We start from the raw sequence: 23,985 nt of genomic DNA on the forward strand, positions 1-23,985 counted from the left end.
GCTTCGCCGCGAGGCGCGCGAGCTGCTCGCGGTCGGCCGCTGGCCACGCGTGCACGGGGTGCTGGCGGATGGCGTCGCGCAACTCCCCCACCTTTTTGCTGGGCCGGTTGCGCGTTGTCATTTTCATTTTGCGCGGCCGATCGTAGTGGTTGCGGCGGAACTGGTCTTGGAAGAACTTTGTGTGGCGGCGCGGGTTCTTATTCATGCCGCGCGGAATGCGCATGTGGCCCACGACGATGGGCGGATTGCCAATGCCAGAGGCATCGATGCGCCCCGACCAGCCCTGCTCCGTCGTCACCCACGGGCGCGGGTCCTGCGCCTGGTTCGCTGGCGTGTTGACCACGGCGAGGATGGGGTGCTTGCGCCCAGCCATCGCAATGACGTCGCCGAGCTGCAGGCGCGCGAGCACCTTGACTACCTCGACGTTGCGCTGCGCCGTGGAATCCTTGGCGGCCTTGCGCTCCTCGCCTGTAAGTTTATGGCGCAGGTCCGTGTATTCGCCCAGTAATTCCGCGGGGTCCTCGTCGTCGCGGGTGGGCGGGGCGAGGGCGGAGACGGCACTGGCAAGCTCCGTACGGAGTTCGCGCACGCGCTGCTCGGCGCGCTCGATTTCTGCGGCCTCCTCGACGACGGAACCATCTGCCTGGAACTGGGCGAAGGAGCGCTCGATAAGGCGCAGCGAGTCGTCGAAGCCCATGAGCCCCAGCAGATTGATGGCCATGTTGTAGCCGGGCGTGAACGTCGAGTCGAGCGGGTACGTGCGCGTGGAGGCCAGGCCGGCGACGGCNGGCCGCTGCTTGTGCCTCGGCGAGGATGGCGTAGGCGTCGCGGAAGGGGGCATCGGCAAGCTCGGGCCCACCCACGACGTAGGTGCGGGTGCAGTCCGAGTGGTAGCCCGCGCCGAACGTGCCTCCGATGTCGACGACGACCGGCTCGCCCTCGGCCAGCACGCGGTCCGAGAAGCTGTGGTGCGGATTCGCGCCGTTGGGCCCAGAGCCGACGATGATGAAGTCGACGGAGACGTGCTCAGCGAGGATGCGCTCCTCGATATCCGCGGCGACCTCGCGCTCCGTGCGGCCAGCGCGCAGCAACTCCGGAACGGCTTCATGGACGCGGTCGATGGCGGCCGCCGCCCCGCGCAGCTGCTTGAGCTCCGCGTCATCCTTGCGCATGAATAGTTCTGAAAGCGCCGTCGACGCCAGTGAGAGCTTCGCGTCCGGCGCGTGTTCCTGGAGCTTAAAGAGGTGGTCCGCGGTGAGCGACGCCGAGACCGCGAGCCGCGCGTAGCCGGCCTCGCCCAGCGCGAGCCCGTACGGGTCCTCGCCATCGGCCCACCCGGAAAGCTCCACGCCCATCTCAGGCACGGCCGTGGACTGCAGCTCGAGCACATCCGTCTGCGGCGCGACGAGACGCGGCGTCCCCTCGGCCGGGATGACCAGCGCGGTGAGGCGCTCATTGGAGGTCATCCACGAGCCAGTGAGGTACGCGAAATCCGGGCCCGTCGCAGCAAGTAGCGCGTCGAGCCCCTGCGCGCGCAGGACCTCCTGGGCACGTGCCACGCGCGCGGCGTAGACGGACGGGGCAAAAGGTTTAATCTCATGCGACATGCTGGTTAGTTTAATCGCGGTACTGTCGTGGGAATGAACACCTCTCCCCTGCCCGTCGTGCGGCTCACGCGCGCCGGGAGCTACTGCTCGGGCACCCTGGTTGCCCCGGACCTGCAGCCGCACGCGTACGTGGCGCCGCGGCTTGTGCTCACGTGCGCACACTTCTTCCGGGAACCAGGGCCGTACCGCGTCACACGCGCCGGGGTCTCTGCCCGCGTTTCCGCCGTGCGCGTCATCAACGGCACGGATCTGGCGCTCGCCCTCCTTGACCGTCCCGCCGGTCCGCGCGCGGTGCCGGGCCTGCTGCGAGACCGGGTGCAGCTGGGCCAGACCACGTGTACACGCGGCTTTGGCGGGCGCGCACTCGACGTGCACGACTACCGCGGCCTGCTCGTCGCGACGCTGCCTTGGGCCGTGTCCCGGGACGGGCTCACACGCGTGCGCCACGGCGCGCTCGTGGCGCATGGCGCGGTCAAAGGCGATAGCGGCGGCCCCGTCCTCCTCGGCGACACAGTGGCGGGCGTGCAGTCGCTCGTCCTCGATCCGTTCGGCACGAACCTCGGCCTGGCGACCGTGAGTCTTGTCGCACCCCATCTTCCGTCGCTGCGCCGCGCAGCCCGGGCACTCCTCCTTATGAAAGGCGCCCATGCCTGACGCCGATCATTACTCCCACCTTCTGGATGAACCGCACCGTCGACGAGGCCGCCGCAGCGCTCGACTATTACCTGGAGACCTTCCCCGACTCTCGCGTGGTGACCCGTTCCTTTGCACAGCCCGGCCGGGTGCCTCGTTCTTCGCCACGGCTGCCGATGCCGCCCAAGCGGCCGCGTCGTGGCACGAGTGCCTCAGCGCCGACCCAGCGCGCGGCCAGCATGGCTGGATGGTCGACCCCTTCGGCGTGACGTGCCAGATTGGCATCGCCGGCGAGGACGCCTAAGAAATCCGTTCAGACCGTGGTCGAGCGCTGCGAGGGGCTTATCCGTGTGGGAGGGATTTCCGGCGGCTTAGGCGCCGATGGCGACGACGCCGCGCTGGATGGCGTCGATGGCGCGCCGGGCGTTGGCGCGGATTTCGTCCTCGTAGCCAGTCTTGGCGATCTGCTGGAGAAGATCAACGACCTGGCGGCACCAGCGCACGAAGTCGCCCGGCGTGAGTTCGGCGCCGGACTCGTTGGCCGCGGCCATGCAGTAGCCCAGCGGGGCGCCCGCGGTCCACTGGTGGATGGCGAGCGAGAAACCCGCGTCCGGCTGGCGCGTGAGCGGCAGGCGGTGGCGCTCCTCGTCGGCGATGAGCTCGGTGTAGATGCGCACAGTGGCGTTCATGGCGTCGGCCATGGGCTCCGTGGCGGCCTCGGGCTCGCCGGAGGTGGCCTTGCGGTTTTCAAAGATGCACATCGAGGCCACGCCAGCGAGTTCCGCAGGGTCCAGGTCGTTCCAGATGCCGCGCTTGAGACACTGCGCGACGAGGAGGTCGGCGTCGGAGTGGATGTGTGCCAGGCGGTCGCCCTCGTCCGTGACGAGCGGGCGGCGGTCGTCGCCGAAGCCTTCGAACTCGACGTAGTCCATCTCTGCAAGCAGCTCCACGATGCGCGTAAACGTCGTGCCTAGGGTGTCGCGCGCCGTGGAGACAACGCCCTTGAGCTTGGCGAGCTCGGACTCGCGGCGGGTGAGCTTCGCCGCGAGGCGCGCGAGCTGCTCGCGGTCGGCCGCTGGCCACGCGTGCACGGGGTGCTGGCGGATGGCGTCGCGCAACTCCCCCACCTTTTTGCTGGGCCGGTTGCGCGTTGTCATTTTCATTTTGCGCGGCCGATCGTAGTGGTTGCGGCGGAACTGGTCTTGGAAGAACTTTGTGTGGCGGCGCGGGTTCTTATTCATGCCGCGCGGAATGCGCATGTGGCCCACGACGATGGGCGGATTGCCAATGCCAGAGGCATCGATGCGCCCCGACCAGCCCTGCTCCGTCGTCACCCACGGGCGCGGGTCCTGCGCCTGGTTCGCTGGCGTGTTGACCACGGCGAGGATGGGGTGCTTGCGCCCAGCCATCGCAATGACGTCGCCGAGCTGCAGGCGCGCGAGCACCTTGACTACCTCGACGTTGCGCTGCGCCGTGGAATCCTTGGCGGCCTTGCGCTCCTCGCCTGTAAGTTTATGGCGCAGGTCCGTGTATTCGCCCAGTAATTCCGCGGGGTCCTCGTCGTCGCGGGTGGGCGGGGCGAGGGCGGAGACGGCACTGGCAAGCTCCGTACGGAGTTCGCGCACGCGCTGCTCGGCGCGCTCGATTTCTGCGGCCTCCTCGACGACGGAACCATCTGCCTGGAACTGGGCGAAGGAGCGCTCGATAAGGCGCAGCGAGTCGTCGAAGCCCATGAGCCCCAGCAGATTGATGGCCATGTTGTAGCCGGGCGTGAACGTCGAGTCGAGCGGGTACGTGCGCGTGGAGGCCAGGCCGGCGACGGCGTGCGGGTCCATGGCTGGGGTCCACTGGACGACGGCGTTGCCCAGTGTGTCGATGCCGCGGCGGCCCGCGCGTCCTGTGAGCTGCGTGTACTGGCCTGGCGTAAGGTCGACGTGAGCCTCGCCGTTGTACTTAATGAGTTTCTCCAGCACGACCGTGCGCGCCGGCATATTGATGCCCAGTGCAAGCGTTTCCGTAGCGAAGACGGCGCGGACGAGCCCCTTGACGAAGAGCTCTTCCACGATGTGGCGGAACGCCGGGAGCATGCCGGCGTGGTGGGCGGCGAAGCCGCGCGAGAGGGCCTCCCGCCAGCGCTTGAAGTCGAGGACCTGGAGGTCTTCTTCCGGGATGCCTTCGACGCCCGCGTTGACGATGGCCTTGATTTCCTCAGTCTCCTCCGGGCTGGTGAGCACCATGCGCGAGCGTAGGCACTGATATAGCGCACCGTCGCAGCCCGCGCGGGAGAAGATGAACGTAATCGCCGGCAGCATGTTCTGTGCTTGGAGTACCTTGAGGACTTCCGGGCGTCCTAGCGGGCGATAACGGTCCTGCTGGCGGGAGGCTCCGGAGCGCCGCGGCGCATGGTCCTCGCCGTGCTTGGAGCGTGAACGGAAGGACGCGCCGGAGCGATAATCTGCGCGGCCGTCATCCGTGTCGCCCGCCTCAAGGCGCTGGATGCGGTGTGCGAGCTCGCGGTTGACCTGGCCGCCGGACTCGGGCTCGAAGAGCGGGTAGATCTTGCGGCCCACGAGCATCCACTGATCCAACGGAACGGGACGGTGCTCGGAGACGATGACCTTCGTGTCTCCACGGACGGCGGAGAGCCACTCACCGAATTCCTCAGAGTTGGACACGGTAGCGGACAAGCCCACGACGTTGACCGCGGGGTGCAGGTTGAGGATGACCTCCTCCCACACGACGCCGCGTGAAGCGTCTGCGAGGAAGTGGATTTCGTCCATGACCACGTGCGTGAGTCGATCGAGCGCCGGTGACTCCGCGTAAATCATATTGCGCAAAACCTCGGTGGTCATGACGACGATCTCCGCGCTGCCGTTGATGGAGACATCGCCGGTGAGCAGGCCCACGGCGTCCTCGCCGTGCTCCGCGACGAGGTCGTGATACTTCTGATTGCTCAGCGCCTTAATCGGCGTGGTGTAGAAGCACTTCGTGCCCTGCGAGAGCGCCAACGAGACGGCGAACTCGCCGACGATGGTCTTGCCAGCGCCGGTAGGCGCACAGACGAGGACGCCATGGCCCTCCTCGATGGCGCGGCAGCCCTCCACCTGGAACGGATCGAGCGGATGGGAAAGTCCAGCGGCGAAAGCCTCAAGGTGGGTGGTAGTCATATCTGCTCACCCTACACGGCAGCCCCGCGCCGCGCGGGCTTAGAGTACGTCGTCAAAGATGCTCGGGCCTGCCGATGCGCCCCCGTCCGGCGTTTGCCTCCCCTGCGGCGTCTGCTGGTGGGGAGCCTGTTGGTTCGGCGCTTGCTGCTGCGGTGCCGGCGGCATCATGCCGGGCTGCGGGCGTCGCTGGGTGCTGGCTTGGCGCGCGGGTACCGGCGGTTGCTGCATTTGCTGAGGAGACTGGGGCGGCAGGCCCTGCTCGCGGCGGACCTGGGCGCGGGAGTAGCCGGAGCTGGAGGGAGCGACAGGCGCGGGGGCATCGACGGGCTGGGGTGCTTCAAGTCCCGCGGAGCCAATGGGGCCCGATGCGCTGATGGGGCCGGAAGCCTGCTCGTCGTCGAGGTCCATCCACTCGGGGCGCTCGCGGTTGCGGCGCTTGTCGTTGATGCGGCAGAGCTGGAAGGCGATTTCGACGAGGAGGCACACGGCGGTGCCCATGGTGACCATCGCGATGGGTTCGCCGCCCGGGGTGAGTACCGCCGCGAAGATCATGACGATGACGATGATGAGGCGACGCTTGCCCTGGATGGCGGTGTACGCGAGGATGCCCAGGATGTTGAGCATGACGATGACGAGCGGTACTTCGAAGCTGATGCCAAAGATGACCAGCATCGCAAGGAAGTAGTTGTAGTAGTCGCCGCCGGAGAGCGCGGTGGTCTGGAATTCGTCGCCGACGGAGAGGAGGAACTCGAGGCCCTGGCTCATGACGAAATAGGACAAGAAGGCGCCGGCGAGGAAGAGCAGGACGGCGAAGAAGACGAAGATATAGGTCCAGCGGCGTTCGTTCTTGTGCAGGCCGGGCACGACGAAGGCCCAAACCTGGTAGAGCCAGAACGGCGAGGAGATGACGAGGCCCGCGAGCGCGCCGACCTTGAGACGCAGCATGAACATCTCAAAGGGCTTGGTGGCCAGCAGGCGGCACTCGTTGTCGTTGGTAAACGAGGCGCGAAGGTTCGCCGGCAGGTCGCAGTAGGGTCCGCGCAGGAAGTCGCCGAGGCTTGGCCAGCCGAACGGGGCCTGGGCATACCAGTAGAAGCCCACGATGGTGCCGATGCCGATGAAGAGCACGGCGAAGAAGAGGCGGCGCCGCAGTTCCTGGAGATGCTCGACGAGCGTCATGTCCCCCGTCGGGTTCTTCGGCTTACGCGCCGCGCGCAGACGCGCGAGGGCACCCGCGCGTTTCGCGCCACGGGGGCTCTGCGGACGCTGCGGGTCGGAACCGGGGTTCGGGGCTGTGGTCATGGAGGGCAACCTTTATCTTCAACACAGGAGGCGCCCACGGTCACCGGGAGTCGCGGTGACGATGAGCGCCGTTAAGCATGCCTAGGCCTGAAGCTCTAGGCGAGAGAACTGGAGCACGCCTGCCTTAGGCGTTCGGGTTCTGCTGTTGCTGCGGCGCCTGGCCGTAGTCGCCGCCCTGGTAATTGCCAGTAGAGCCGTAGTTGGGCTGCTGCGGCGGCAGTGGTTGCTGGGCCTGGGGCTGCTGCGTGAAGTTCTGCTGCGCGGTCTGCTGGAACTGCTGTTGGCCCTGCGGGAGCTGGTTCTGCTCGAGGTCGCTCGAGGGACGATCATTGTCGTTGTTCATCTCGTTGACCTCAGACTTGATGATGCGCATGGAGCGACCCAGCGAGCGGGCCAAGTCCGGCAGCTTCTTCGCACCGAAGAGCAAAACGATGATGAGGACGATGATGATAATCTCGGGAGCGCCAATCCTGCCCATTGCAAGACCTCTTTCAGTGGTAGTTAATCCGGCGGCGTCATGACGGTGTCGACGACCGGGGTGAAACGTTTATTGAGTATAACGGGCGCGGGCCGCAGACGCGGCGCGAGCAACAGCATCAACCAACTTTTGGGGGCCAATTACCCGCAATCTGTCAGCTTGCCCCAAGCAAAAACGCACCATCCATTCCTCGGAGGCGACGGGCATCGTGGCGCGCACCCAGCCGTCGGAGGCGGTAGCCAGCTGCGGCAGCGGGTCATCGATGGGCGCGTCATCCGGATCGTCCGGGTCGTAACCGTCATCGTCAGCGCCGGAGAGCTCGGCATCGAGGGCAGCCGAATCCACGACGCGTGCGAACTCACCCTCGACAACGCGGTCATCCGAGTCGACGATGTGGAACTCAATGTCATAGTGTTCGGCCAGCCACGTGGCATCCGGGTGGATGTCGAGGACAGCCTCTTCGTAGCGGTCATAGCCGAAAGGATCCTCGGCATCGAACTTGAGCTCGTCCTTGTGCGGCGTGGCGGGCGTGTCGAGCACCTGCAGGTCGCGCATGCGGTCGAGACGGAACGTGCGGTGAGCGCCGCGGTCCTCTTGCCACGCGATGAGGTAGCTCTCCCCCTCCCGGACATAGATTTGGGCGGGCGAGACGGTGCGGTGCGAAGTGGTATCGCTCGAGGCGGCCCAGTACGTGAAGGCAACTTGGACGCCGTCGCGGAGGGCATCGGCAAGCTGGGCTTGCAGGGGCGACTCGACAGGGTCGGGCTCCGCGGCGGAGTCGTAGATGCCCACGCCGCGCTCGTCGAGGACGGCACGCAGCTTGGCCGCGGCGGAGCGCACGGCGTCGGCGTCGACGAGGCCCGGGATGGCCTCGAGGGCCTCGAGGCTAAGGAGGAACGTACCGGCCTCCGTGGGGGTCAAGCGCAGCGGCTTGTCCAGACCCTGATCATTGAGGATATTGACGCCGCGGTAGTCGACGATGAGGTCGAGCATCTCTTCCGTGTACGAGCCAACGCCGGTGGTCGTGAGCGCGTCGAGGGCGCTCTTGACCTCTTTGGCATCCATGTTGAGGTCTTGGGCTGCTTCGAAGATGGACGCCTCCGGCTTATTGCGGAAGTACGGCACGAGGTTGAGCCACCGCACCAGGGTTTGGTTCTTATCGAGATTCGTGGACATGGCGATTAGTCCTCCTCGGTAGTGGTTGGGGCGGCCTGGAGCAGTTCGCGCACGCGCTCGCGCGCGGCGGCGGGCTCGAGGATATCGACTTCGGGCGCAAAACCGACGGCGGTGCGGGTAAGCCAGTCGAGCGAAACGCCCGTGAGCGCGTAGCGGCCGTCGGGGCGGCGGGTGCCGCGCACGGCGAGCTCCTGGGCGGTGCCTTCGGGGATCTCGAGGACGGCATCGATGAGGTCGTGCGGCTGCAAGATGTCCGCAACGATATCGTCGAGCGGCGCTGTGGGCTGGGTAAATTCGGGGCTCTTGCGCTGGAGGGCGACCTCGCGCAGGCGGGTGATGCGGAATGCGCGCGGGGCCTGACGGTCGATGTCGAAGCCGACGAGATAGACGCGGCCGCCCTGGGTCACCATGCCCCACAGATCCATCCGGCGCTTGGTGAGCGGCGTGGTGGGCGTGGCGCGGTAGTGGAAGCTGATGCGGTAGGAACGCTCGACGGCGTTGACGAGCATGTAGAAGTCTTCGGCGCGTAGACGATTGAGGTCGTTGGTGGCGAGGACGTGCTGAAGCGGGTGCTCCTCGGCGCCAGGAGCTGAGGTCACGCCGGCGGCGGCCATCTTGGCCCAGCCGGTATCGGAGTAGCGGGACAACTCGCCAAACTGGTTGAAGCCGCGGATGAGCGAGAGCGCGAGGGCCTCCTCCGCCGTAAAAGAAATTTCCGGCAGGCGGTAGCTGTCCCGGTCGATGCGGTAGAGCGTGTTCTCGTCGCCGCCGCCAGAACGGCGATGGATAGGCACGCCCACGCGGTGCAGGTCCTTAGCATCACGCTTGAGCATGGTGCTGGGTTCTTTGGACTCGCTATAGCCTTCGACGTGTTCGATAATCCACGCGGCGGAGCGCTCCGGGTTGCGGCTATGCTCAGCCGCGCCAAGAAGCACGAAGGTGAGCCGGGTCATGCGTTCTACTGCGTCGTCGTACCGCGACATGGAGTGCCTTCCAAGAAAAGTGGTGGTGGGGAGCGTCGGTTATCCGTTATTCGGCAAGTTAACGGGCGTGTACGTCCATGTACTCTAGCAGCGCGTCGAGGCGCGCGTCCGCCGAGATGAAGGGATCGCTAAATTCCTCCACCCGCGCTTCGGGCCGGTTGACCTTCATGCGCGTCCAGTCCACGGTGTAGTTCGCGCCGGTCTCCTTCGCCTTGGCGAGGAATTGCCCGCGCATCCACGCGCGCGTGGTGGGCGGGGCGGTGTCGGCGGCGCGGGTGATGGCGGCATCGGTGGTCCAGCGGTTAATGAGCCCGCGGGATTCCAGGACGGAGTACAGCCCGCGGCCCGGGCGGATGTCGTGGTACGTGAGGTCGACCTGCGCGAGCTTGGGATGGCCCCAGTCCCCGCCCAGGCGATCGCGGTAGCGCTCGAGGAGCTGGAGTTTGATGATCCAGTCGACGTCCTGTGCAACGTCGGACAGGTCGCCGGATTCCAGCGCGTCGAGGACGCGGCCCCACAGCTTAACCACGCGCTCGAGTTCGGTGCGCGGGGTGCCCTCGTCTGGGCGCTGCGCGAGCCACTCGACGGCGCGGGCGTGAAGCGCCTGCTGGACCTCGAGCGCGGTGATGGTGCCGCCGGACGCGAGCTCCAGGACCGTGCGGCCCGTGGTGTCGCGCGCAATGTCGCGGATCCGGGCGATAGGCTCGACGATTTCCAGGTTAGGCAGCTCGAAGCCGGCCTCGATCATCTCAAGCATGAGCAGCGTCGTGCCGACTTTCAGCGCGAACGTGGGCTCGGCCATGTTCGAGTCACCAACGATGACGTGCATGCGGCGGAAGCGTGCGGAGTCGCCGTGGGGCTCGTCGCGCGTATTGATGATCGGCCGCGAACGTGTCGTCGCGGAGGACACGCCCTCCCAGACCTGGTCCGCGCGCTGCGAGAGCAGGAACTGCGCAGGCTGGTCGCCCTTGGCCGGCTGGATAAGCCCGGCGCCGCAGATGAGCTGGCGGGTAATCATAAACGGCAGGAGCGCACGACCCAGGTCGCGCAGAACGAGGTCGCGGCCCACGAGGTAATTCTCGTGGCAGCCGTAGGAATTGCCCACGGAGTCCACGTTGTTCTTAAACAGGTAGACCTGCGCGCCGGTGGCGGCCTCGGCCTGACGCGCGAGGCGGTCGACCATGACGTCCCCGGCGCGCTCGTAGGCGAGCAGCTGGCTCAGCGAGTCGCACTCGGCCGTGGCGACCTCAGGGTGCGAGCCCACGTCGAGGTAGAGACGCGAGGCGTTGGGCACGAAGACGTTCGACGAAGAATACTCGTCGATGACCGGGCGAAAGAGCTCGCGCGCGATCTCGTCCGGGTGAAGCTGGCGGCTTCCCGCAGGTGTGCGCGCCGTGATGCCGTACTCCGTCTCCACGCCCATAATCCGGCGGTAATGCACGCTCATGAGGCTTACTGGCCACCCTTTTGCACGTAGGAGCGCACGAATTCCTCGGCGTTGGACTCGAGCAGGCCGTCAATCTCGTCGAGCAAGTCGTCCGTGCCTGCCGTATTAATCTGCGCCTGGCTTGCCGATGCCCCCTCCAGGGCGTCGTCCTCGCCGGCACCGCCGCCAGAGATCTGGGATTGCTTGTCAGCCATGATTTCTCCTTGAGGTTGGGTTATAGATGACGATACTCGGGGTTGAGGCCAGCCTTGGCGAGCGCCCCCAGAAGGGCGTGGACGTCGCCGGCGGGTGTGTTCTCGAGGGCCGCGATGATGTCAGGTCCCGTCGCGGCGTCGACCTCGTCGAGGTGGAACAGGGCGTAGCTGTCCTTCGCGCGCAGCGCGACGTTTTGCCAGCTGGCCGCGACGACGGCGTCACCGAACTTCTCGGTGACGCGACCCCGGAAGTAGGCGCGAGTCTCGCGCGGAGGGGTCACCGAGGCGCGCTCGAGTTCGGCGTCGGTGACGAGCGTGCGCATCTGGCCTTTGCGCACGAGCGCGTGGTAGAGCGACTTCGCCGGGTCGATATCCGCGTACTGGATGTCGATGGCCGCGAGCTTCGGGTTGTCCGGGTCTATGCCGCGGTCGAGGAAGGCCTTGATGAGTCGCCACTTGGCGACCCAGTCGAGCAAGTGCGCAGCTTTAAGCGGGTCCTCGGCGAGTAGGCCCGCTGCCTCGTCCCAGGCGGCGATGACCTTCTCGTCCGCCGCGGTACGCGGGGTGACGCGCGTGCGGTACTCCCCCAGCAGCTCCAGCGCCGTGAGTTCGCGGCCATCCCCCAGCACGAGACGGTGCGTCAAGGAGACGTCGTGGGAGACTGCGGCGACCTCGGAGACGGCATCGGCAAGCTGAAGGTCGGAAAAGTCCACGCCGTCCTCGATGGCGTCGAGGACGAGCGAGGTCGTGCCGAGCTTGAGCAGCGCCGAGGTCTGCGAGCAGTTCGCGTCGCCAATGATGACGTGGAGGCGGCCGAAGCGGCCGGCCTCGGCGTGGGGCTCGTCGCGGGTGTTGATGATGCCGCGGTTGAGCGTCGTCTCCAGCGAAATCTCTTGCTCGATGTAGTCCGCGCGCTGGGAAATCTGGAAACCCGGCCTGTCGCCATCGTGGCCTAGGCCCACGCGGCCGGCGCCGGTGAGCACCTGGCGCGCGACGAAAAATGGGATGAGTGCGTGCGCGAGCCGGTCAAAGTCGGTGTCCCGGTTATAGAGGTAGTTCTCGTGCGCGCCGTACGAGGCGCCCTTGCCGTCGACGTTGTTCTTGTAGAAGCGCAGCGGCGGGCAGGGCTCGTGGCCCTGGAGGATGGAGTTGTTTTCCTCGTAGAGCTCGGCCACTCCGGCCAACGCGCGCCGCGCAAGCACGTCTCCAGCCGCGTCGTAGACCATCGCGTCCCACGCGCCGAGGCATTCCGGCGAGGAATACTCCGGGTGAGCGTGATCGACGTAAAAACGTGCGCCATTGCTGGGCACGACGTTGGCGACGCCGATGGCGTTGGGATCGACCACGGGCACGGTCTGGTAGCGCTTGAGATCAAAGCCGCGCTGATCGCGCAGCGGGTGTTCCTCGGCAAAATCCCAGCGCGAGCGCGCGGTGGTGTGCAGCGCGCCGTAGGCGACGACGGCGTGCGTTGAGGTGACGATGGGTGACAGCGCCGGGTTCGTGGGGCACGAGATGCCGTATTCGGTCTCCGTGCCCATAAAACGCGGGACGCGCGTGCTCTCTAGTTGCTGTGCCATGTCGGGCTCCTGAATCCGAGTAGTTCGACGCGTTCAATGGACCGGCCGCTGCGCGAGCCGTTGCCCGCGATGCGCGCCCACTCGTCCGGGTTCGTGGAGGTGGGCAGGTGCTCGCTTTCGGCCTGCTCGGCGGCGATGGCCTGGTGCAAGTGCGCGCTGGACATGGCGGCGGGCGTGCCAGCGCCGAGGGCCTCCTTGATGGCGAGCTTCTTCGCGCGCGAAATGATATTGGCGATCATCGCGCCAGAGACGAAGTCGCGGTAGTGCAGCACGCCCGGCTCGTCGACGCCCACGAAGTGCAGGGCGACGAAGGGACGGTCGGCGTAGAGCTCTCCCACCGCGGCGTCGATGAGATCGTCCACGGGCTGGGCATGCGGCACGGTGTCCGGGAAGTGGCGCGCGAAGATCTCGCGGGCGCCCTGCCGCGTCGGGCGGCTGACGCGAATCTTGATGTCGAGACGGCCCGGGCGCATGATCGCCGGATCAATGAGCTCTTCGCGGTTGGTCGCGCCGATGACGATGACGTTGCGCAGGTCTTCCACGCCGTCGAGCTCCGTGAGCAGCTGCGGGACGACGGTGGTCTCCATGTCCGAGGACACGCCCGTGCCGCGGGTGCGGAAGATGGACTCCATCTCGTCGAAGAAGACGATGACCGGGCGGTCGCCCCCGCTGGCGAGCTCGCGGGCGCGCTCGAAGATGAGGCGAATGCGGCGCTCGGTCTCGCCCACATACTTGTTGAGCAGCTCGGGGCCCTTGACGTTAATGAAATAACTCGGAGCGGACGCGCCGAGCGACGCCGAGAGCGAATTCGCGACAGCCTTTGCGATGAGCGTTTTACCGCAGCCCGGCGGGCCGTAAAGCAGCACGCCCTTGGGCGGGTGGAGGTCGAACTCGCGGTAGAGGTCCGGGTGGAGGAAAGGCAGCTCGACGGCGTCACGGATCTGGGAAATCTGGGCGTCAAGGCCGCCGATGTCCTCGAAGTGGACGTCCGGGACTTCCTCCAGCGAGAGCTGGGAGACCTCGGTTTTCTCAATGGCCTGGAACGCGACGGCAGCCTTGAGATCCACGAGGACGTTGTCCCCGGCGCGGGCGGCGCCGCGCAGTGGCTGGGCAAGCAGCACGACGTGCTCGTCGCCCGAGGGGGTGGCGATGACAGCGTGCTCGGTGTCGAGGACCTCGACGAGGCTCACGAGCGTGCCCGTCGGCTCGATGCCGCAAGCTTCCACGACGATGAAGCCGTCGCCCAGGCGTACGGACTCCCCCGGCTGGAGGCTGCCCGGCTCGACCTGGGGCGCGACCTTGAGACGCATCCGCCGGCCGTTGGTGTAGACCTCGGCGTCCTGGCGGCCGTCCTCGCCACGCGGTGCGCTGGAATAACGCAGGAACGTGCCGTACGTGGAAGCGGGCTCGGCCAGCGCGTTCAAGTCCGCGGCGAGCTCGCCCAGTTTCGTGCGGGCCTCGTGGAGCAGGCCCGCGAGTTTGGTGTTGCGGGTGGATAACTGCTCGATGTGGCGCTTAAGCTCGGCGGACTCGCGCAGGTTGGTCGCCGTGCGTGCCTCTCTGACGTGTCTACTCTGATGCGAGGAAGTGGCGTCATTCATATCTCCACCCTAGCGCGCGGCTGCGTCACCCTNGGTCCACACGAGGAACGCAGTGTGTGCGTTCATGCGGTGCTCCGGGCGGGTGGCCAGGCCCTCGACCTTCCACTCGCGCACGAGGGACTCCCACGCCTTCGGCTCGGTGAAGCACTTGAGCTCGCGGATGCCCTCCATGACGTTCATGAGCTGCGGCACCGTCGCCACGTAGGTCATGAACACGCCGCCCGGGATGAGGATGTCGCGCACGGTGTCCAGGTAGTGCCACGGCTCGACCATGTCGAGGATGACGCGGTCGACGGGGCCGCCCAAGTCTTCGACCTTCACGTCGCCGAGGTCGCCCAAGCGCGGGGTCCACCATTCGGGCTGCTCGCCGAAGTATTCCTGCACGTTGTTCACGGCGAACTCGAGGTGGTCTTCGCGAATCTCGTAGGAGTAGACGTGGCCCTCAGGACCTACGGCACGCAGCAGCGACATCGACAGCGCGCCGGAGCCAGCGCCAGCCTCGAAGACGCGGGCGCCCATAAAGATGTCGCCCTCGACGAGGATCTGCGCCGCGTCCTTCGGGTAGATGACGGCCGCACCGCGGGGCATGGACAGCACGTGGTCGACGAGGAGGTGGCGGAAGAGCAGGAAGTCCGAGCCCAGCGTGGAACGGACCACGGAACCTTCGTCCAATCCGACGATGTCGGAGTGCTTGATAAGGCCCTTGTGCGAGTGGAACTCCCCGCCCTCTTCCAGGACCTGGGTGTAGTGGCGGCGCTTGGCGTCCGTGAGCTGGACGCGGTCGCCGTAGTGGAACGGGCCGGAATAAGGCATGGGCGGTTCTCTCCTCGAGATGGGTGAAACTAACCCACCCAGTATGCCTCAAGGCCCTGGGAGAGCCACACTTGGTCGTCGACGCCGACCATCTCGCGCGCCGAGTGCATGGACAGCATGGGCACGCCCACGTCCACGGTGTCGATGCCCAGGCGCGTCGCCGTGATCGGGCCAATGGTCGAGCCGCACGGCACATCGTTATTGCCCACAAACCGCTGGACCGGAACCCCGGCCCGGGCGCAGGCGGACTCCCACAAGGCGACTGTGGTGGCATCGGAAGCATAGCGCTGGTTGCCGTTGACCTTGGTCACGGGGCCGCCGCCGATGATGGGATGGTGGCCCGGGTCATGCTTGCCCGCGTAGTTGGGGTGGACGGAGTGGGCGGCATCGGCAGACACGCACGAGGAACGCGCGTACATCTGGTGGAGCGCCTCCTCATCTGCCCCTAAAGCGCGGCCCGTGCGGTCGAGGACGTCGGCGAGGATGGGGCCCGCCGCACCGAAGCGCGACGACGAGCCAACCTCCTCGTGGTCGAAGGCGGCCATGACGAGCACGTCGGTGCCGTCATAGGACGTCGCGGCGTTCAGCAGCGCGACGAGCGAGGCGTAAACCGAGCTCAAGTTATCCATGCGGCCTGCAGCGATGAACTCGTTGCGGGGACCGAAGACGGCGCCGCGGGCGGCATCGGCAGTAATGAGGTTGAACGCGGCGATATCCTCGCGCTGGATGCCCGCCTGGGCAGCGACGACGTCGAGTATGGACCCCTCAGCCGTTGTGAGCACCGGCTGCATGTGGGCCTGGCGGTCCGGCTTGAACTCGTCGGAGCGGTAGAGGTGGATGGCCAGCGAGGGCAGGCGCAGGACCGGGCCGGTGGTGACGAGGTGCTGCGTCCCGTCCTTGGTGACGACCTGGCCCGCGGCGGTGAGCTCGCGGTCGAACCAGGTGTGCAGTAGCGCGCCGCCGTAGACCTCCACGGCGACCTGGGACCAACCGGCGTTCTGGAAGTCCGGGGTGGGCTTGAGCGCCAGGCCCGGCGAGTCGGTGTGGGATCCGACGATTTTGAAGGCGCTGTCTTGGGAGGCATGGGACGGGACGAACCACGCCATCACGGCGCCGCCCCGGATGAGGAAGTGCCCGCCGGGTGCGGCGGACCACTCGGCGGCCTCGTCCTGTTGGGTAAAGCCTGCCTCGACGAGCTGGCGCGCGACCTCGTGGGCGGCGTGGTAGCTCGACGGCGAGGCGGCAATGAAATCAATAAAATCCTCTGCGTAACTCATGCCCTCTAGCTTGCCACGTTTGGCAGCGCATTAGAGTAGAGATCCACCATGACTTCTTCAACACCCCGCCCCCTGGCCCTGTCCCCCTCGCGCGCGAGCGACTACAAGCAGTGCCCGCTGCTCTACCGCTTCCGCGCCATCGACCGCCTGCCGGAGCCCAAGACCGAGGCACAGGTCAAAGGCACGCTCGTCCACGCGGTGCTCGAGCACACTCACCAGGCCCCGCGTGAGGAGCGCACGTTTGAAGCGGCCGTCGCGCGGATAAAGCCGGAGTGGGAGAAAATGTGCGAAGACCCTGCGGTGGCCGAGGTCGTACCCGAGGGTGAGACCTCCCGCTTCCTCAACGAGGCGTGGACGCTCCTGCGCGGCTACTTCCAGATGGAAAACCCACAGGGCTTCGACGCCCACGAATGCGAGATGTATGTCGACACAGTCCTGCCTAACGGCGTGCCCGTGCGCGGATTCATCGACCGCGTGGACGTCGCGCCCACGGGCGAGGTCCGCGTCGTCGACTACAAGACGGGCAAAAAGCCCAAGCCTCAGTGGTCACAAGACGCGCAGTTCCAGATGCGCTTTTACGCGCTCGTCTACTGGCGTCTTTTTGACACCATTCCCTCTCAGCTGCGCCTGATGTATCTCAAGGTGCTCGACTCGATGTTCCTCGCTCCCCATCGCGAGGAGCTCGAGTACTTCGAGCGTGATCTGGGCGAGTTGTGGGCCAAGATCGAAGGCGACGGCAAGTCCGGCGACTTCCGGCCCAAGACCTCCAAGCTGTGCGGCTGGTGCTCCTTTCAGGCGCTTTGCCCCGCCTTCGACGGCGTGCCGCCCGAGTACCCGGGATGGCCCGGGTCCACCGCCGACTAGGTGATAACCTCCTTCACCATGAGTGAGGAGTTAGAGCGTTTCCAGCCCCGCGAGGTTGACTATTACCGCAGCCGTAATCTGCCTTCTTTTGCGACATGGCTCGTGCCCACCATTCCCGCTGGCGTGGCCTTCGGCGCCCTCTCGCTGCACTCCATTCCCCTGCTCGTCCTTGGGCTTGTCCTCGCCGTCGCTGGTGCCGTGTGGATTATCCGCCGCTACCCCATGGTCGCGCCGCAGTTCGCGGAATTTCGCGATGAAGACTACTCGTTCTGGTACAAGTACTCCTGGATTGCGCCACTTATCCCCATCGGCCCGCTCTACGGGCTCGTCGAGCCCACCCTGCCCCACCTCGAACTCGAACCGCCCCTCCTCCTCGTCTCCGTCGGCGCCGGCCTCTACGCCGCACTCGGCCTCGCGTGGGGCGCGCACCTCCAAGTCCGCTGGCTCCAGCGCATTGGGGCGCGCCGGGTTCGGCGGCTGTCGCACAGCTTGGAGGGCGTGACTCCCGAGCTCCTCGAGCTCGTCGACCGCCACCATGTGCTCCTCGCCGGGCTGCACGGCATCGGCGCGGTGGACGGCGGGGAGATTTCCGCCAAGGCCTTGAGTCGCGTCACCGGCACCCCGCTTTCCGATGCCGCCCCTTCCCTCCGCGAGCTTGATTCCGCCGGGCTCGTGCATGTTAATCGGATTGGGCTCTACGCCGACGAGCCCAAGTGGCGCGTGACGCTCACGCCGTTGGGCGTGCGCTGCGTGGCCGCGAGCGCACGCCGCTGACCGGCGTGAACGCGCCGGTAAAACTGAGATGCTCGTGAGAAGCGTTAGTTTCTGTGGATAACTCCCCGAATTTCGCCCACTCTATTGGGCAACCGGCGCAGGTTGTCCACAGGAAAATATGTTCCCCTAGCATTGTGTGCCGCGTGCCTTTAGCTTCTGGGGCATGACAGTTTCTCTCTTCGCAGCTCTTACCCTCGGCGTTGCCTCGCTTCCCGACGCCGCCGGCATGTCGCTCAAAGACATCCTCGCCCTCGGTGTCGCCCGCCCCGACGCGCTTCTCGTGCGCCGCCTGCACAAGGTCTACTACGGCAACACGAAGGCCACGACCCTCCAAGCCGAAGCCCGAGCGGCGGCGATCCGCCGCAAGCACCCGCTACGCGTACTGGAAAAGATCGAGAACCTCATCGCCTCCGCCCCCAACAAGGACACACTGCGCGCACTGCTCGCGGACACCGCCGCCGAAGACATTCCCGCTGTTGCTGCCAAACACATTGAGAAGAAGCCCAAAGAGGAATACGCCCGGCTGACCCAATCCCCAGACGGGTGGGCACGCTTGACCATCTTCACCAAGGACCAACGACTCCTCGACTTCGCCAACGGCCTGCCCGGCGTGACCCCGAAATCCCGAGAGAAGCTTTTGGACGGCTTCAAAGAATTCGTCGAAGGCGAAACCACGCTCGCGCCGCCGCGACGCATGGTCCACGTCGTGCTCAAACTCGACGAGATGGACAAGATTAGCCGCGGCGAAGGCGAAGACGTCACCATCCGCGCCTCGGATGGCTCAGTGCGCACCGGCGCGGAACTGTTGCAGGAAAAGGTGGCGCCGTACTTCCAAGCGACCATCATCAACTGGCGCGGCGAGCCGATCGACAACTACTACGGCCGAGAGTTCACGAAGAAGGCCATCGATATGAATACCGCGGTCTACCTCGAGTGCTTGAACCCGAACTGCCACGTGCCGCGAGACCGCTGCGAGAACGACCACATCGTAGCCGTCAACAAAGGCGGGCTCTCCGTCCTGGATAATTTGATGCCACTGTGTAGGTATCACAACGGGAAGAAGGCCGACGGCGATAGCTACTGGAAAGACGACCAAGGCCGCATCTGGTTCCAGCCAGCCTACGGCGACCCCATCATCTGCTAACGAAACACACGCGAAACCCCCATCGACATCGCCGATGGGGCTAGACGTCGTGGTTTTAGAACAGGCCGGAGATCGTGCCGTCCTGTGCCACGTCGATGCGGTTGGCGGCCGGCTGCTTGGGCAGGCCCGGCATGGTCATGACGTCACCGGTGAGCGCCACGATGAAGCCGGCGCCGGTGCGCGGAAGCAGCTCGCGGACGTGAAGGGTGTGGCCCATGGGTGCGCCGAGAGCGGTCGGGTCATCGGAGAATGAGTACTGCGTCTTGGAGATGACGACGGGGAATTCCTCCCAGCCGTTGTCCTTGATGTACTGGAGGTCCTTCTTCGCCTTGGGGCCGTACTCAACCGACGATGCGCGGTAGAGCTCGTGCGCGATGGTCTCAATGGAGGCTTCGATGCCAGCTGCGGGATCGTAGAGCTGCTTCGACTCCCCCTTCACAAAGTTGTCGCGGACCGTCTGCGCGAGATCGAGCGCTCCGGCGCCGCCGTCCGACCAGACGCTGCACTCGGCGAGCGCGACGTCGAAGCCCTTAGCCCACTCGCGCATGAAGTCGCGCTCGGCCTGGGTGTCGGACCAGAACAGGTTGAGCGCCACGACCGGCTTGACGCCGAACTTGCGGATGTTTTCCACGTGGCGCTCAAGGTTGATGACGCCGGCCTTGAGAGCCTCGAGATTTTCGGTGGTGAGATCCTCGCGAGCCTGCCCGCCGTTGTACTTCTGGGAGCGGATAGTCGCGACGACCACGGCGCCCGCGACGTCGAGATGGCCGAAGCGCGACTTGATGTCCATGAACTTCTCGCCGCCGAGGTCCGCGCCGAAGCCAGCCTCGGTGAGCACGACGTCGCCGAACTTCTGGGCGGTCTGGGTGGCCAGCAGCGTGTTGCAGCCGTGCGCGATATTGGCGAACGGGCCGCCGTGGACGAAGGCCGGGGTGCCACCGAGGGTTTGGACGAGGTTCGGGTTGAGCGCGTCGCGCATGAGCGCGGTGAGCGCGCCCTCTGCCTGCAGCTGGCGGGCGGTGACGGGCTCGCCGTCGTAGGTGAAGCCGACCGTGATGTCGCCCAGGCGCTTCTTCAGATCCTTCAGCGAGGTGGCCAAGCACAGGATGGCCATGATTTCCGATGCCGCCGTAATGGTGAATCCGGTCTCCGCCGGGACGCCATGCGTCGGGCCGCCCAGACCCGTGACGACATGACGCAGCGCGCGGTCGTTGACGTCGATGCAGCGCTGCCACGTCACCTTACGCGGATCGATGTTCAGCTCGTTGCCCTGGTGGATGTGGTTGTCGATGATGGCCGCCAGCGTGTTCGTCGCCGCCGAGATGGCGTGGAAATCGCCGGTGAAGTGCAGGTTGATGTCCTCCATCGGGACGATCTGCGAATAGCCGCCCCCGGCCGCGCCGCCCTTGATGCCCATGACCGGGCCCTGGGAGGGCTCGCGCAGGGCGACGACGGTGCGCTCGCCGAGCTGCGAGAAGGCATCGGCAAGCCCGATGAGCACGGTGGATTTGCCTTCGCCCGCCGGCGTGGGCGAGACGCCGGTGACGAGAACGATCTTGCCCTCGGCGGGCTCGACGCACTCGAGTGCGGTGATGTCGACCTTGGCTTTGGTGGTGCCATAAGGAATGAGTGCGGCGTCGGGGATGCCAGCGGTGGCGGCGATCTCCGTAATCGGCTTGAGTGGGTGTGCTTGTGCGATTTCAACGTCGGATGGCTGTGTTGTCATGTCTTAAATAGTAACCAGCACACATGGGCCGCGGTGGGGTCCAGGTACGCAAAAGCGGGCATGAGACGAGATTCTCATGCCCGCGCGGCCCCGAACGGGGGCGACTAGAGCAGCACGGCGCCGAAGGCGTAACCGAGCAGAACCGAGACCACGATGGACACTGTGCCCGGAATGAGGAACGGGTGGTTGAACACGGCCTTGCCGATGCGCGTCGAGCCCGTGTCGTCCATCTCGACGGCCGCGAGCAGCGTCGGGTAGGTCGGCAGGATAAACAGCGCAGAGACGGCCGGGAACGCGGCGACGGCGGTCAGCGGAGAGACGCCGAGCGCGAGAGCAGCCGGAACGATGGCCTTCGCGGTCGCAGCCTGCGAGTACAGCAGGGCCGCGGCGAAGAAGAGGACGACAGCGAGCAGCCACGGCGAGGTCTCCAGCGTGGAACCCGCGATGGAGTTGATGTCCTCCATGTAGTAGTTAATGAGCGTCGTGCCGAGCCACGCCACACCGAGCACGCAGATGGACGCGGACATGCCGGACTTGAACACCGGAGTGTTGAGGACGTCCACGGCCGGGACCTTCGTGATGAGCAAGATGACCGTCGCAGCGGTGAGCATGATGGTCATAATCGCTTCGTTACGCGGCAGTGTCGGGTCCGAGATAAGCCCCAGCTGGTCCGAGGTAAGCGTGGCCCATGCCATGACGACGAGGATGGCAACGAGGAAGATCCACACCGAGGTCTTGGCTTCCTTGGTCGGGACGTAGGTCGATGCCTCCGACTTTTTGACGAGGCCGGCGGCCATGCGCTCCTGGTAGACGGGGTCATCGGCAAGCTCGGCGCCCATGCGGTTGGCAAGCCACGCCGCTGGGAAGATGGACAGGAAGGTCGCGGGGATGACGACGGCGAGGAGCTGGAGGTAGCCCACGCCGAGCGGCTCGACGGCGCTGGCCATAAAGACCACGGCCGCCGAAATCGGCGAGGCCACGATGGCCATCTGGGAGGCGACCACGGCGATGGACAGCGGACGCGACGGGCGGACGTTGCCTTCCTTGGCGACCTCGACGATGACGGGGAGCGTGGAGAACGCCGTGTGGCCGGTGCCGGCGAGCACCGTCATGAGCCAGGTGACGATAGGCGCGTAGTAGGTCACGCGCTTCGGGGATTTACGTAGGAAACGTTCGGCGATGTGGACGAGGTAGTCCATGCCGCCCGCGCGCTGCATAGCGGCGATGGCGGCGATGACGGTCATGATGATGCCGATGACGTCGAACGGGATATCCTCGCGCGTAACTGGGATGCCGGTGGCGCCGAGGAGCAGGACGCCCAGGCCGCCGGCCATGCCGATGCCGATGGAGCCGAGGCGGGCGCCCAGGACGATCGCCGCGAGGACGATGAGGATGTGAACAATAACCACGAGAAGTCCTCTCAAAGAAAGAAGTGAGTGGTGGATGGCGGCTTCCGTGGGCCGCGCTTATCCCCTATTCTTCCACCGCGGCGACTGAATAGAATACTTTCGGACACGATTTGGGCCCGTTTGTGTTGTTTCCCACACGCGCAACGCCCCGCCGGCGCCAGGGTGCGGCGCGGACGGGGCGTGTGCGGAGTACGGGCGGTTTAGTCGTCGATGTAGAACTGACCGCGGAACTCCGGGTGCATGAGGTTCTCGACGGACAGGACCTTGTCGAGCGTGGCCTCGTCGAGCAAGCCCTTCTCCAGGATGAGGTCGCGCACACCCTTGCCGGTCTTTAGCGACTCCTTGGCGATCATGTCGCCATTATGGTGGCCGATGAACGGGTTGAGGTACGTGACGATACCGATGGAGTTTTCCACGTAGGCGCGGCAGACATCGGCGTTGGCGGTGATGCCGGTGACGCACTTCTCGCGGAGCGTGTCGACGGCGTTGCCCATGATGCGGATGGACTGGAAGAGCGCCTCGCCGATGACCGGCTCCATGACGTTGAGCTGGAGCTGGCCGGCCTCGGCGGCCATGGTGACGACGTGGTCGTTGCCGAAAATCTTGAAGCAGACCTGGTTGACGACCTCCGGGATCACCGGGTTGACCTTACCCGGCATGATGGAGGAACCGGCCTGACGCGGCGGCAGGTTGATCTCGGCGAGGCCAGCGCGCGGGCCGGAGGCAAGCAGACGCAGGTCGTTGCAGATCTTGGACAGCTTCATGGCCGCGCGCTTGATGACGGAGTGGACGAGCACGTAGGCGCCGCAGTCCGAGGTAGCCTCGATGAGATCGCGGGCGGTCTTGATCTCGAGGCCAGTGACCTCGGCGAGCGCCGCGGTGACCTGGCTGCGGTAGCCGGCCGGGGTGTTGACGCCGGTACCGATGGCAGTGGCGCCCAGGTTGATCTCCAGCAGGCGTGCCTGCGCATCGCGGAGCACGCTTTGCTCCTCGGCCAGGTTGTGCGCGAAGGCCTTGAATTCGTCGCCGAGCGTCATGGGCACGGCGTCCTGCAGCTGGGTGCGGCCCATCTTGAGGATGTCCTGGAACTCGTTGCCCTTGTCGTTGAAGGCCTGCTGCAGGGCGTCGATGCGCTCGATGAGGTTATCCAGCGAGGAGTAGACGCCGAGGCGGAAACCGGTCGGGTATGCGTCGTTCGTGGACTGGGACATGTTGACGTCATCGTTGGGGTTGATGATGTCGTAGCGGCCCTTCTCCTCGCCGAGGTGCTCGAGCGCGAGGTTTGCCACCACCTCGTTCGTGTTCATGTTGAGCGAGGTGCCCGCGCCGCCCTGGAAGACGTCGAGCGGGAACTGGTCCATGCAGCGACCTTCTTCGAGGATCTGGTCGCAGGCCCAGATGATGGCCTCGGCCTTCTTCTTGGGGAGGACGTGGAGGCGGCGATTGGCCATTGCGGTGGCCTTCTTCACCTGCACCATGCCGCGGATGAAGTCCGGGATGGTGTTGATGGTGACGTAGGAAATCTGGAAGTTCTCCATGGCGCGCAGCGTGTGGACGCCGTAGTACGCGTCAGCCGGAACTTCCATGTCGCCGAGCAGGTCGGTCTCGGTGCGGGTTTTCTTCGAGGCAGACTTCTTCGCCGACTTCTCTTCCTTGGCGGCCTCAGGAGCCGGGGTCGTCACATCAGCTTTCTTGGCCGTGTCAGCAGCCGTTGCTTCGACTTTCGCGGTGGTCTCTTCGGCCTTCTTGGAGGTTTTAGCCATTTTGGTCTACAACTCCTAGTACTCGAGGGTGGGTAAGTGTTTTACAACCC

Annotated in this window: 20 protein-coding genes and 1 pseudogene; 5 read left to right on the forward strand and 16 right to left on the reverse strand. The window is 65.8% G+C overall.

The genetic code is table 11. From position 1 onward, the window contains the following. Both BN9444_RS14795 and BN9444_RS13615 read right to left on the reverse strand, forming a co-directional pair. Positions 1 to 589 (reverse strand): annotated as a pseudogene (locus BN9444_RS14795) (DEAD/DEAH box helicase); the annotation flags it as partial. Next, a complete protein-coding gene (locus BN9444_RS13615; RefSeq protein ID WP_077210066.1) occupies positions 477 to 1,607 on the reverse strand; it encodes a M24 family metallopeptidase in 1,131 nt (376 codons plus the stop codon). The gene BN9444_RS13615 and the pseudogene BN9444_RS14795, both read right to left, overlap by 113 nt. Positions 1,608 to 1,640: 33 nt before the next feature. On the opposite strand from BN9444_RS13615, the gene BN9444_RS08580 reads away from it, so the two are divergent. Both BN9444_RS08580 and BN9444_RS08585 read left to right on the forward strand, forming a co-directional pair. Next, on the forward strand, positions 1,641 to 2,261 hold the full coding sequence (locus BN9444_RS08580; RefSeq protein WP_068801769.1) for a trypsin-like peptidase domain-containing protein: 621 nt from the start codon (positions 1,641 to 1,643) through the stop codon (positions 2,259 to 2,261). Further along, on the forward strand, positions 2,254 to 2,544 hold the full coding sequence (locus tag BN9444_RS08585; RefSeq protein ID WP_066488152.1) for a VOC family protein: 291 nt from the start codon (positions 2,254 to 2,256) through the stop codon (positions 2,542 to 2,544). Before BN9444_RS08580 ends, BN9444_RS08585 begins: the two co-directional genes overlap by 8 nt. Positions 2,545 to 2,611: 67 nt before the next feature. Here BN9444_RS08585 and BN9444_RS08590 read toward each other — a convergent pair whose 3' ends face one another. The 11 genes from BN9444_RS08590 to BN9444_RS08640 form a co-directional block, all read right to left on the reverse strand. Continuing rightward, positions 2,612 to 5,407: a DEAD/DEAH box helicase gene (locus BN9444_RS08590; protein ID WP_068801770.1), complete on the reverse strand. Its 2,796-nt coding sequence runs from the start codon at positions 5,405 to 5,407 to the stop codon at positions 2,612 to 2,614. Between the two features lie 39 nt (positions 5,408 to 5,446). Continuing rightward, complete coding sequence (gene tatC, locus BN9444_RS08595; protein WP_068801771.1) at positions 5,447 to 6,709, reverse strand: twin-arginine translocase subunit TatC; 1,263 nt, start codon at positions 6,707 to 6,709, stop codon at positions 5,447 to 5,449. A 124-nt stretch (positions 6,710 to 6,833) separates the two neighbouring features. Then, positions 6,834 to 7,187, reverse strand: coding sequence for a Sec-independent protein translocase subunit TatA (tatA, locus tag BN9444_RS08600; protein WP_066488161.1), 354 nt, complete (start codon positions 7,185 to 7,187; stop codon positions 6,834 to 6,836). A 69-nt stretch (positions 7,188 to 7,256) separates the two neighbouring features. Further along, positions 7,257 to 8,363, reverse strand: coding sequence for a helix-turn-helix transcriptional regulator (locus tag BN9444_RS08605; RefSeq protein ID WP_066488168.1), 1,107 nt, complete (start codon positions 8,361 to 8,363; stop codon positions 7,257 to 7,259). A 5-nt stretch (positions 8,364 to 8,368) separates the two neighbouring features. Continuing rightward, positions 8,369 to 9,346 carry a helix-turn-helix transcriptional regulator gene (locus BN9444_RS08610; protein ID WP_066488171.1) on the reverse strand — a complete coding sequence of 326 codons (978 nt, stop codon included), beginning with the start codon at positions 9,344 to 9,346 and terminating at the stop codon, positions 8,369 to 8,371. A 58-nt stretch (positions 9,347 to 9,404) separates the two neighbouring features. Continuing rightward, positions 9,405 to 10,793: a Pup--protein ligase gene (gene pafA / locus BN9444_RS08615; protein WP_068801772.1), complete on the reverse strand. Its 1,389-nt coding sequence runs from the start codon at positions 10,791 to 10,793 to the stop codon at positions 9,405 to 9,407. 5 nt (positions 10,794 to 10,798) lie between these two features. Continuing rightward, positions 10,799 to 10,987 (reverse strand): ubiquitin-like protein Pup, encoded by a 189-nt coding sequence (locus BN9444_RS08620; protein ID WP_066488174.1) that lies wholly within the window; start codon positions 10,985 to 10,987, stop codon positions 10,799 to 10,801. A 20-nt stretch (positions 10,988 to 11,007) separates the two neighbouring features. After that, positions 11,008 to 12,564 (reverse strand): depupylase/deamidase Dop, encoded by a 1,557-nt coding sequence (gene dop / locus BN9444_RS08625; protein ID WP_068801773.1) that lies wholly within the window; start codon positions 12,562 to 12,564, stop codon positions 11,008 to 11,010. Continuing rightward, entirely contained in the window at positions 12,549 to 14,165 is a 1,617-nt protein-coding gene (gene arc / locus BN9444_RS08630; RefSeq protein ID WP_084759290.1) for a proteasome ATPase, read from the reverse strand. The genes dop and arc overlap by 16 nt, the downstream gene beginning before the upstream one ends. Before the next feature lie 9 nt (positions 14,166 to 14,174). Beyond that, complete coding sequence (locus BN9444_RS08635; protein ID WP_068801774.1) at positions 14,175 to 14,978, reverse strand: tRNA (adenine-N1)-methyltransferase; 804 nt, start codon at positions 14,976 to 14,978, stop codon at positions 14,175 to 14,177. Between the two features lie 29 nt (positions 14,979 to 15,007). Then, positions 15,008 to 16,255 carry a M18 family aminopeptidase gene (locus BN9444_RS08640; RefSeq protein WP_066488186.1) on the reverse strand — a complete coding sequence of 416 codons (1,248 nt, stop codon included), beginning with the start codon at positions 16,253 to 16,255 and terminating at the stop codon, positions 15,008 to 15,010. A 48-nt stretch (positions 16,256 to 16,303) separates the two neighbouring features. Here BN9444_RS08640 and BN9444_RS08645 point away from each other — a divergent pair, with 48 nt between their 5' ends. The 3 genes from BN9444_RS08645 (at position 16,304) to BN9444_RS08655 (ending at position 19,037) form a co-directional block, all read left to right on the forward strand. Further along, entirely contained in the window at positions 16,304 to 17,119 is an 816-nt protein-coding gene (locus BN9444_RS08645) for a RecB family exonuclease (protein WP_066512283.1), read from the forward strand. An 18-nt stretch (positions 17,120 to 17,137) separates the two neighbouring features. Further along, entirely contained in the window at positions 17,138 to 17,893 is a 756-nt protein-coding gene (locus BN9444_RS08650) for a hypothetical protein (RefSeq protein ID WP_068801775.1), read from the forward strand. Between the two features lie 163 nt (positions 17,894 to 18,056). Then, the gene (locus BN9444_RS08655) at positions 18,057 to 19,037 is read left to right on the forward strand and encodes an HNH endonuclease signature motif containing protein (RefSeq protein ID WP_141681529.1); all 981 of its coding nucleotides are present in this window, start codon (positions 18,057 to 18,059) and stop codon (positions 19,035 to 19,037) included. A 55-nt stretch (positions 19,038 to 19,092) separates the two neighbouring features. On the opposite strand, the gene BN9444_RS08660 is transcribed toward BN9444_RS08655, so the two are convergent. From BN9444_RS08660 to aspA, 3 genes are all read right to left on the reverse strand, one after another. Further along, positions 19,093 to 20,763, reverse strand: a complete 1,671-nt coding sequence (locus BN9444_RS08660; protein ID WP_068801777.1) for a formate--tetrahydrofolate ligase — start codon at positions 20,761 to 20,763, stop codon at positions 19,093 to 19,095. 104 nt (positions 20,764 to 20,867) lie between these two features. Beyond that, on the reverse strand, positions 20,868 to 22,172 hold the full coding sequence (locus BN9444_RS08665) for an anaerobic C4-dicarboxylate transporter (protein WP_066510565.1): 1,305 nt from the start codon (positions 22,170 to 22,172) through the stop codon (positions 20,868 to 20,870). Between the two features lie 200 nt (positions 22,173 to 22,372). Beyond that, positions 22,373 to 23,935, reverse strand: a complete 1,563-nt coding sequence (aspA, locus tag BN9444_RS08670; protein WP_066488295.1) for an aspartate ammonia-lyase — start codon at positions 23,933 to 23,935, stop codon at positions 22,373 to 22,375. Between the last annotated feature and the right edge of the window lie 50 nt (positions 23,936 to 23,985).

The sequence above is a fragment of the Corynebacterium phoceense genome, assembly GCF_900092335.1.
GTDB classification, from domain to species: domain Bacteria; phylum Actinomycetota; class Actinomycetes; order Mycobacteriales; family Mycobacteriaceae; genus Corynebacterium; species Corynebacterium phoceense.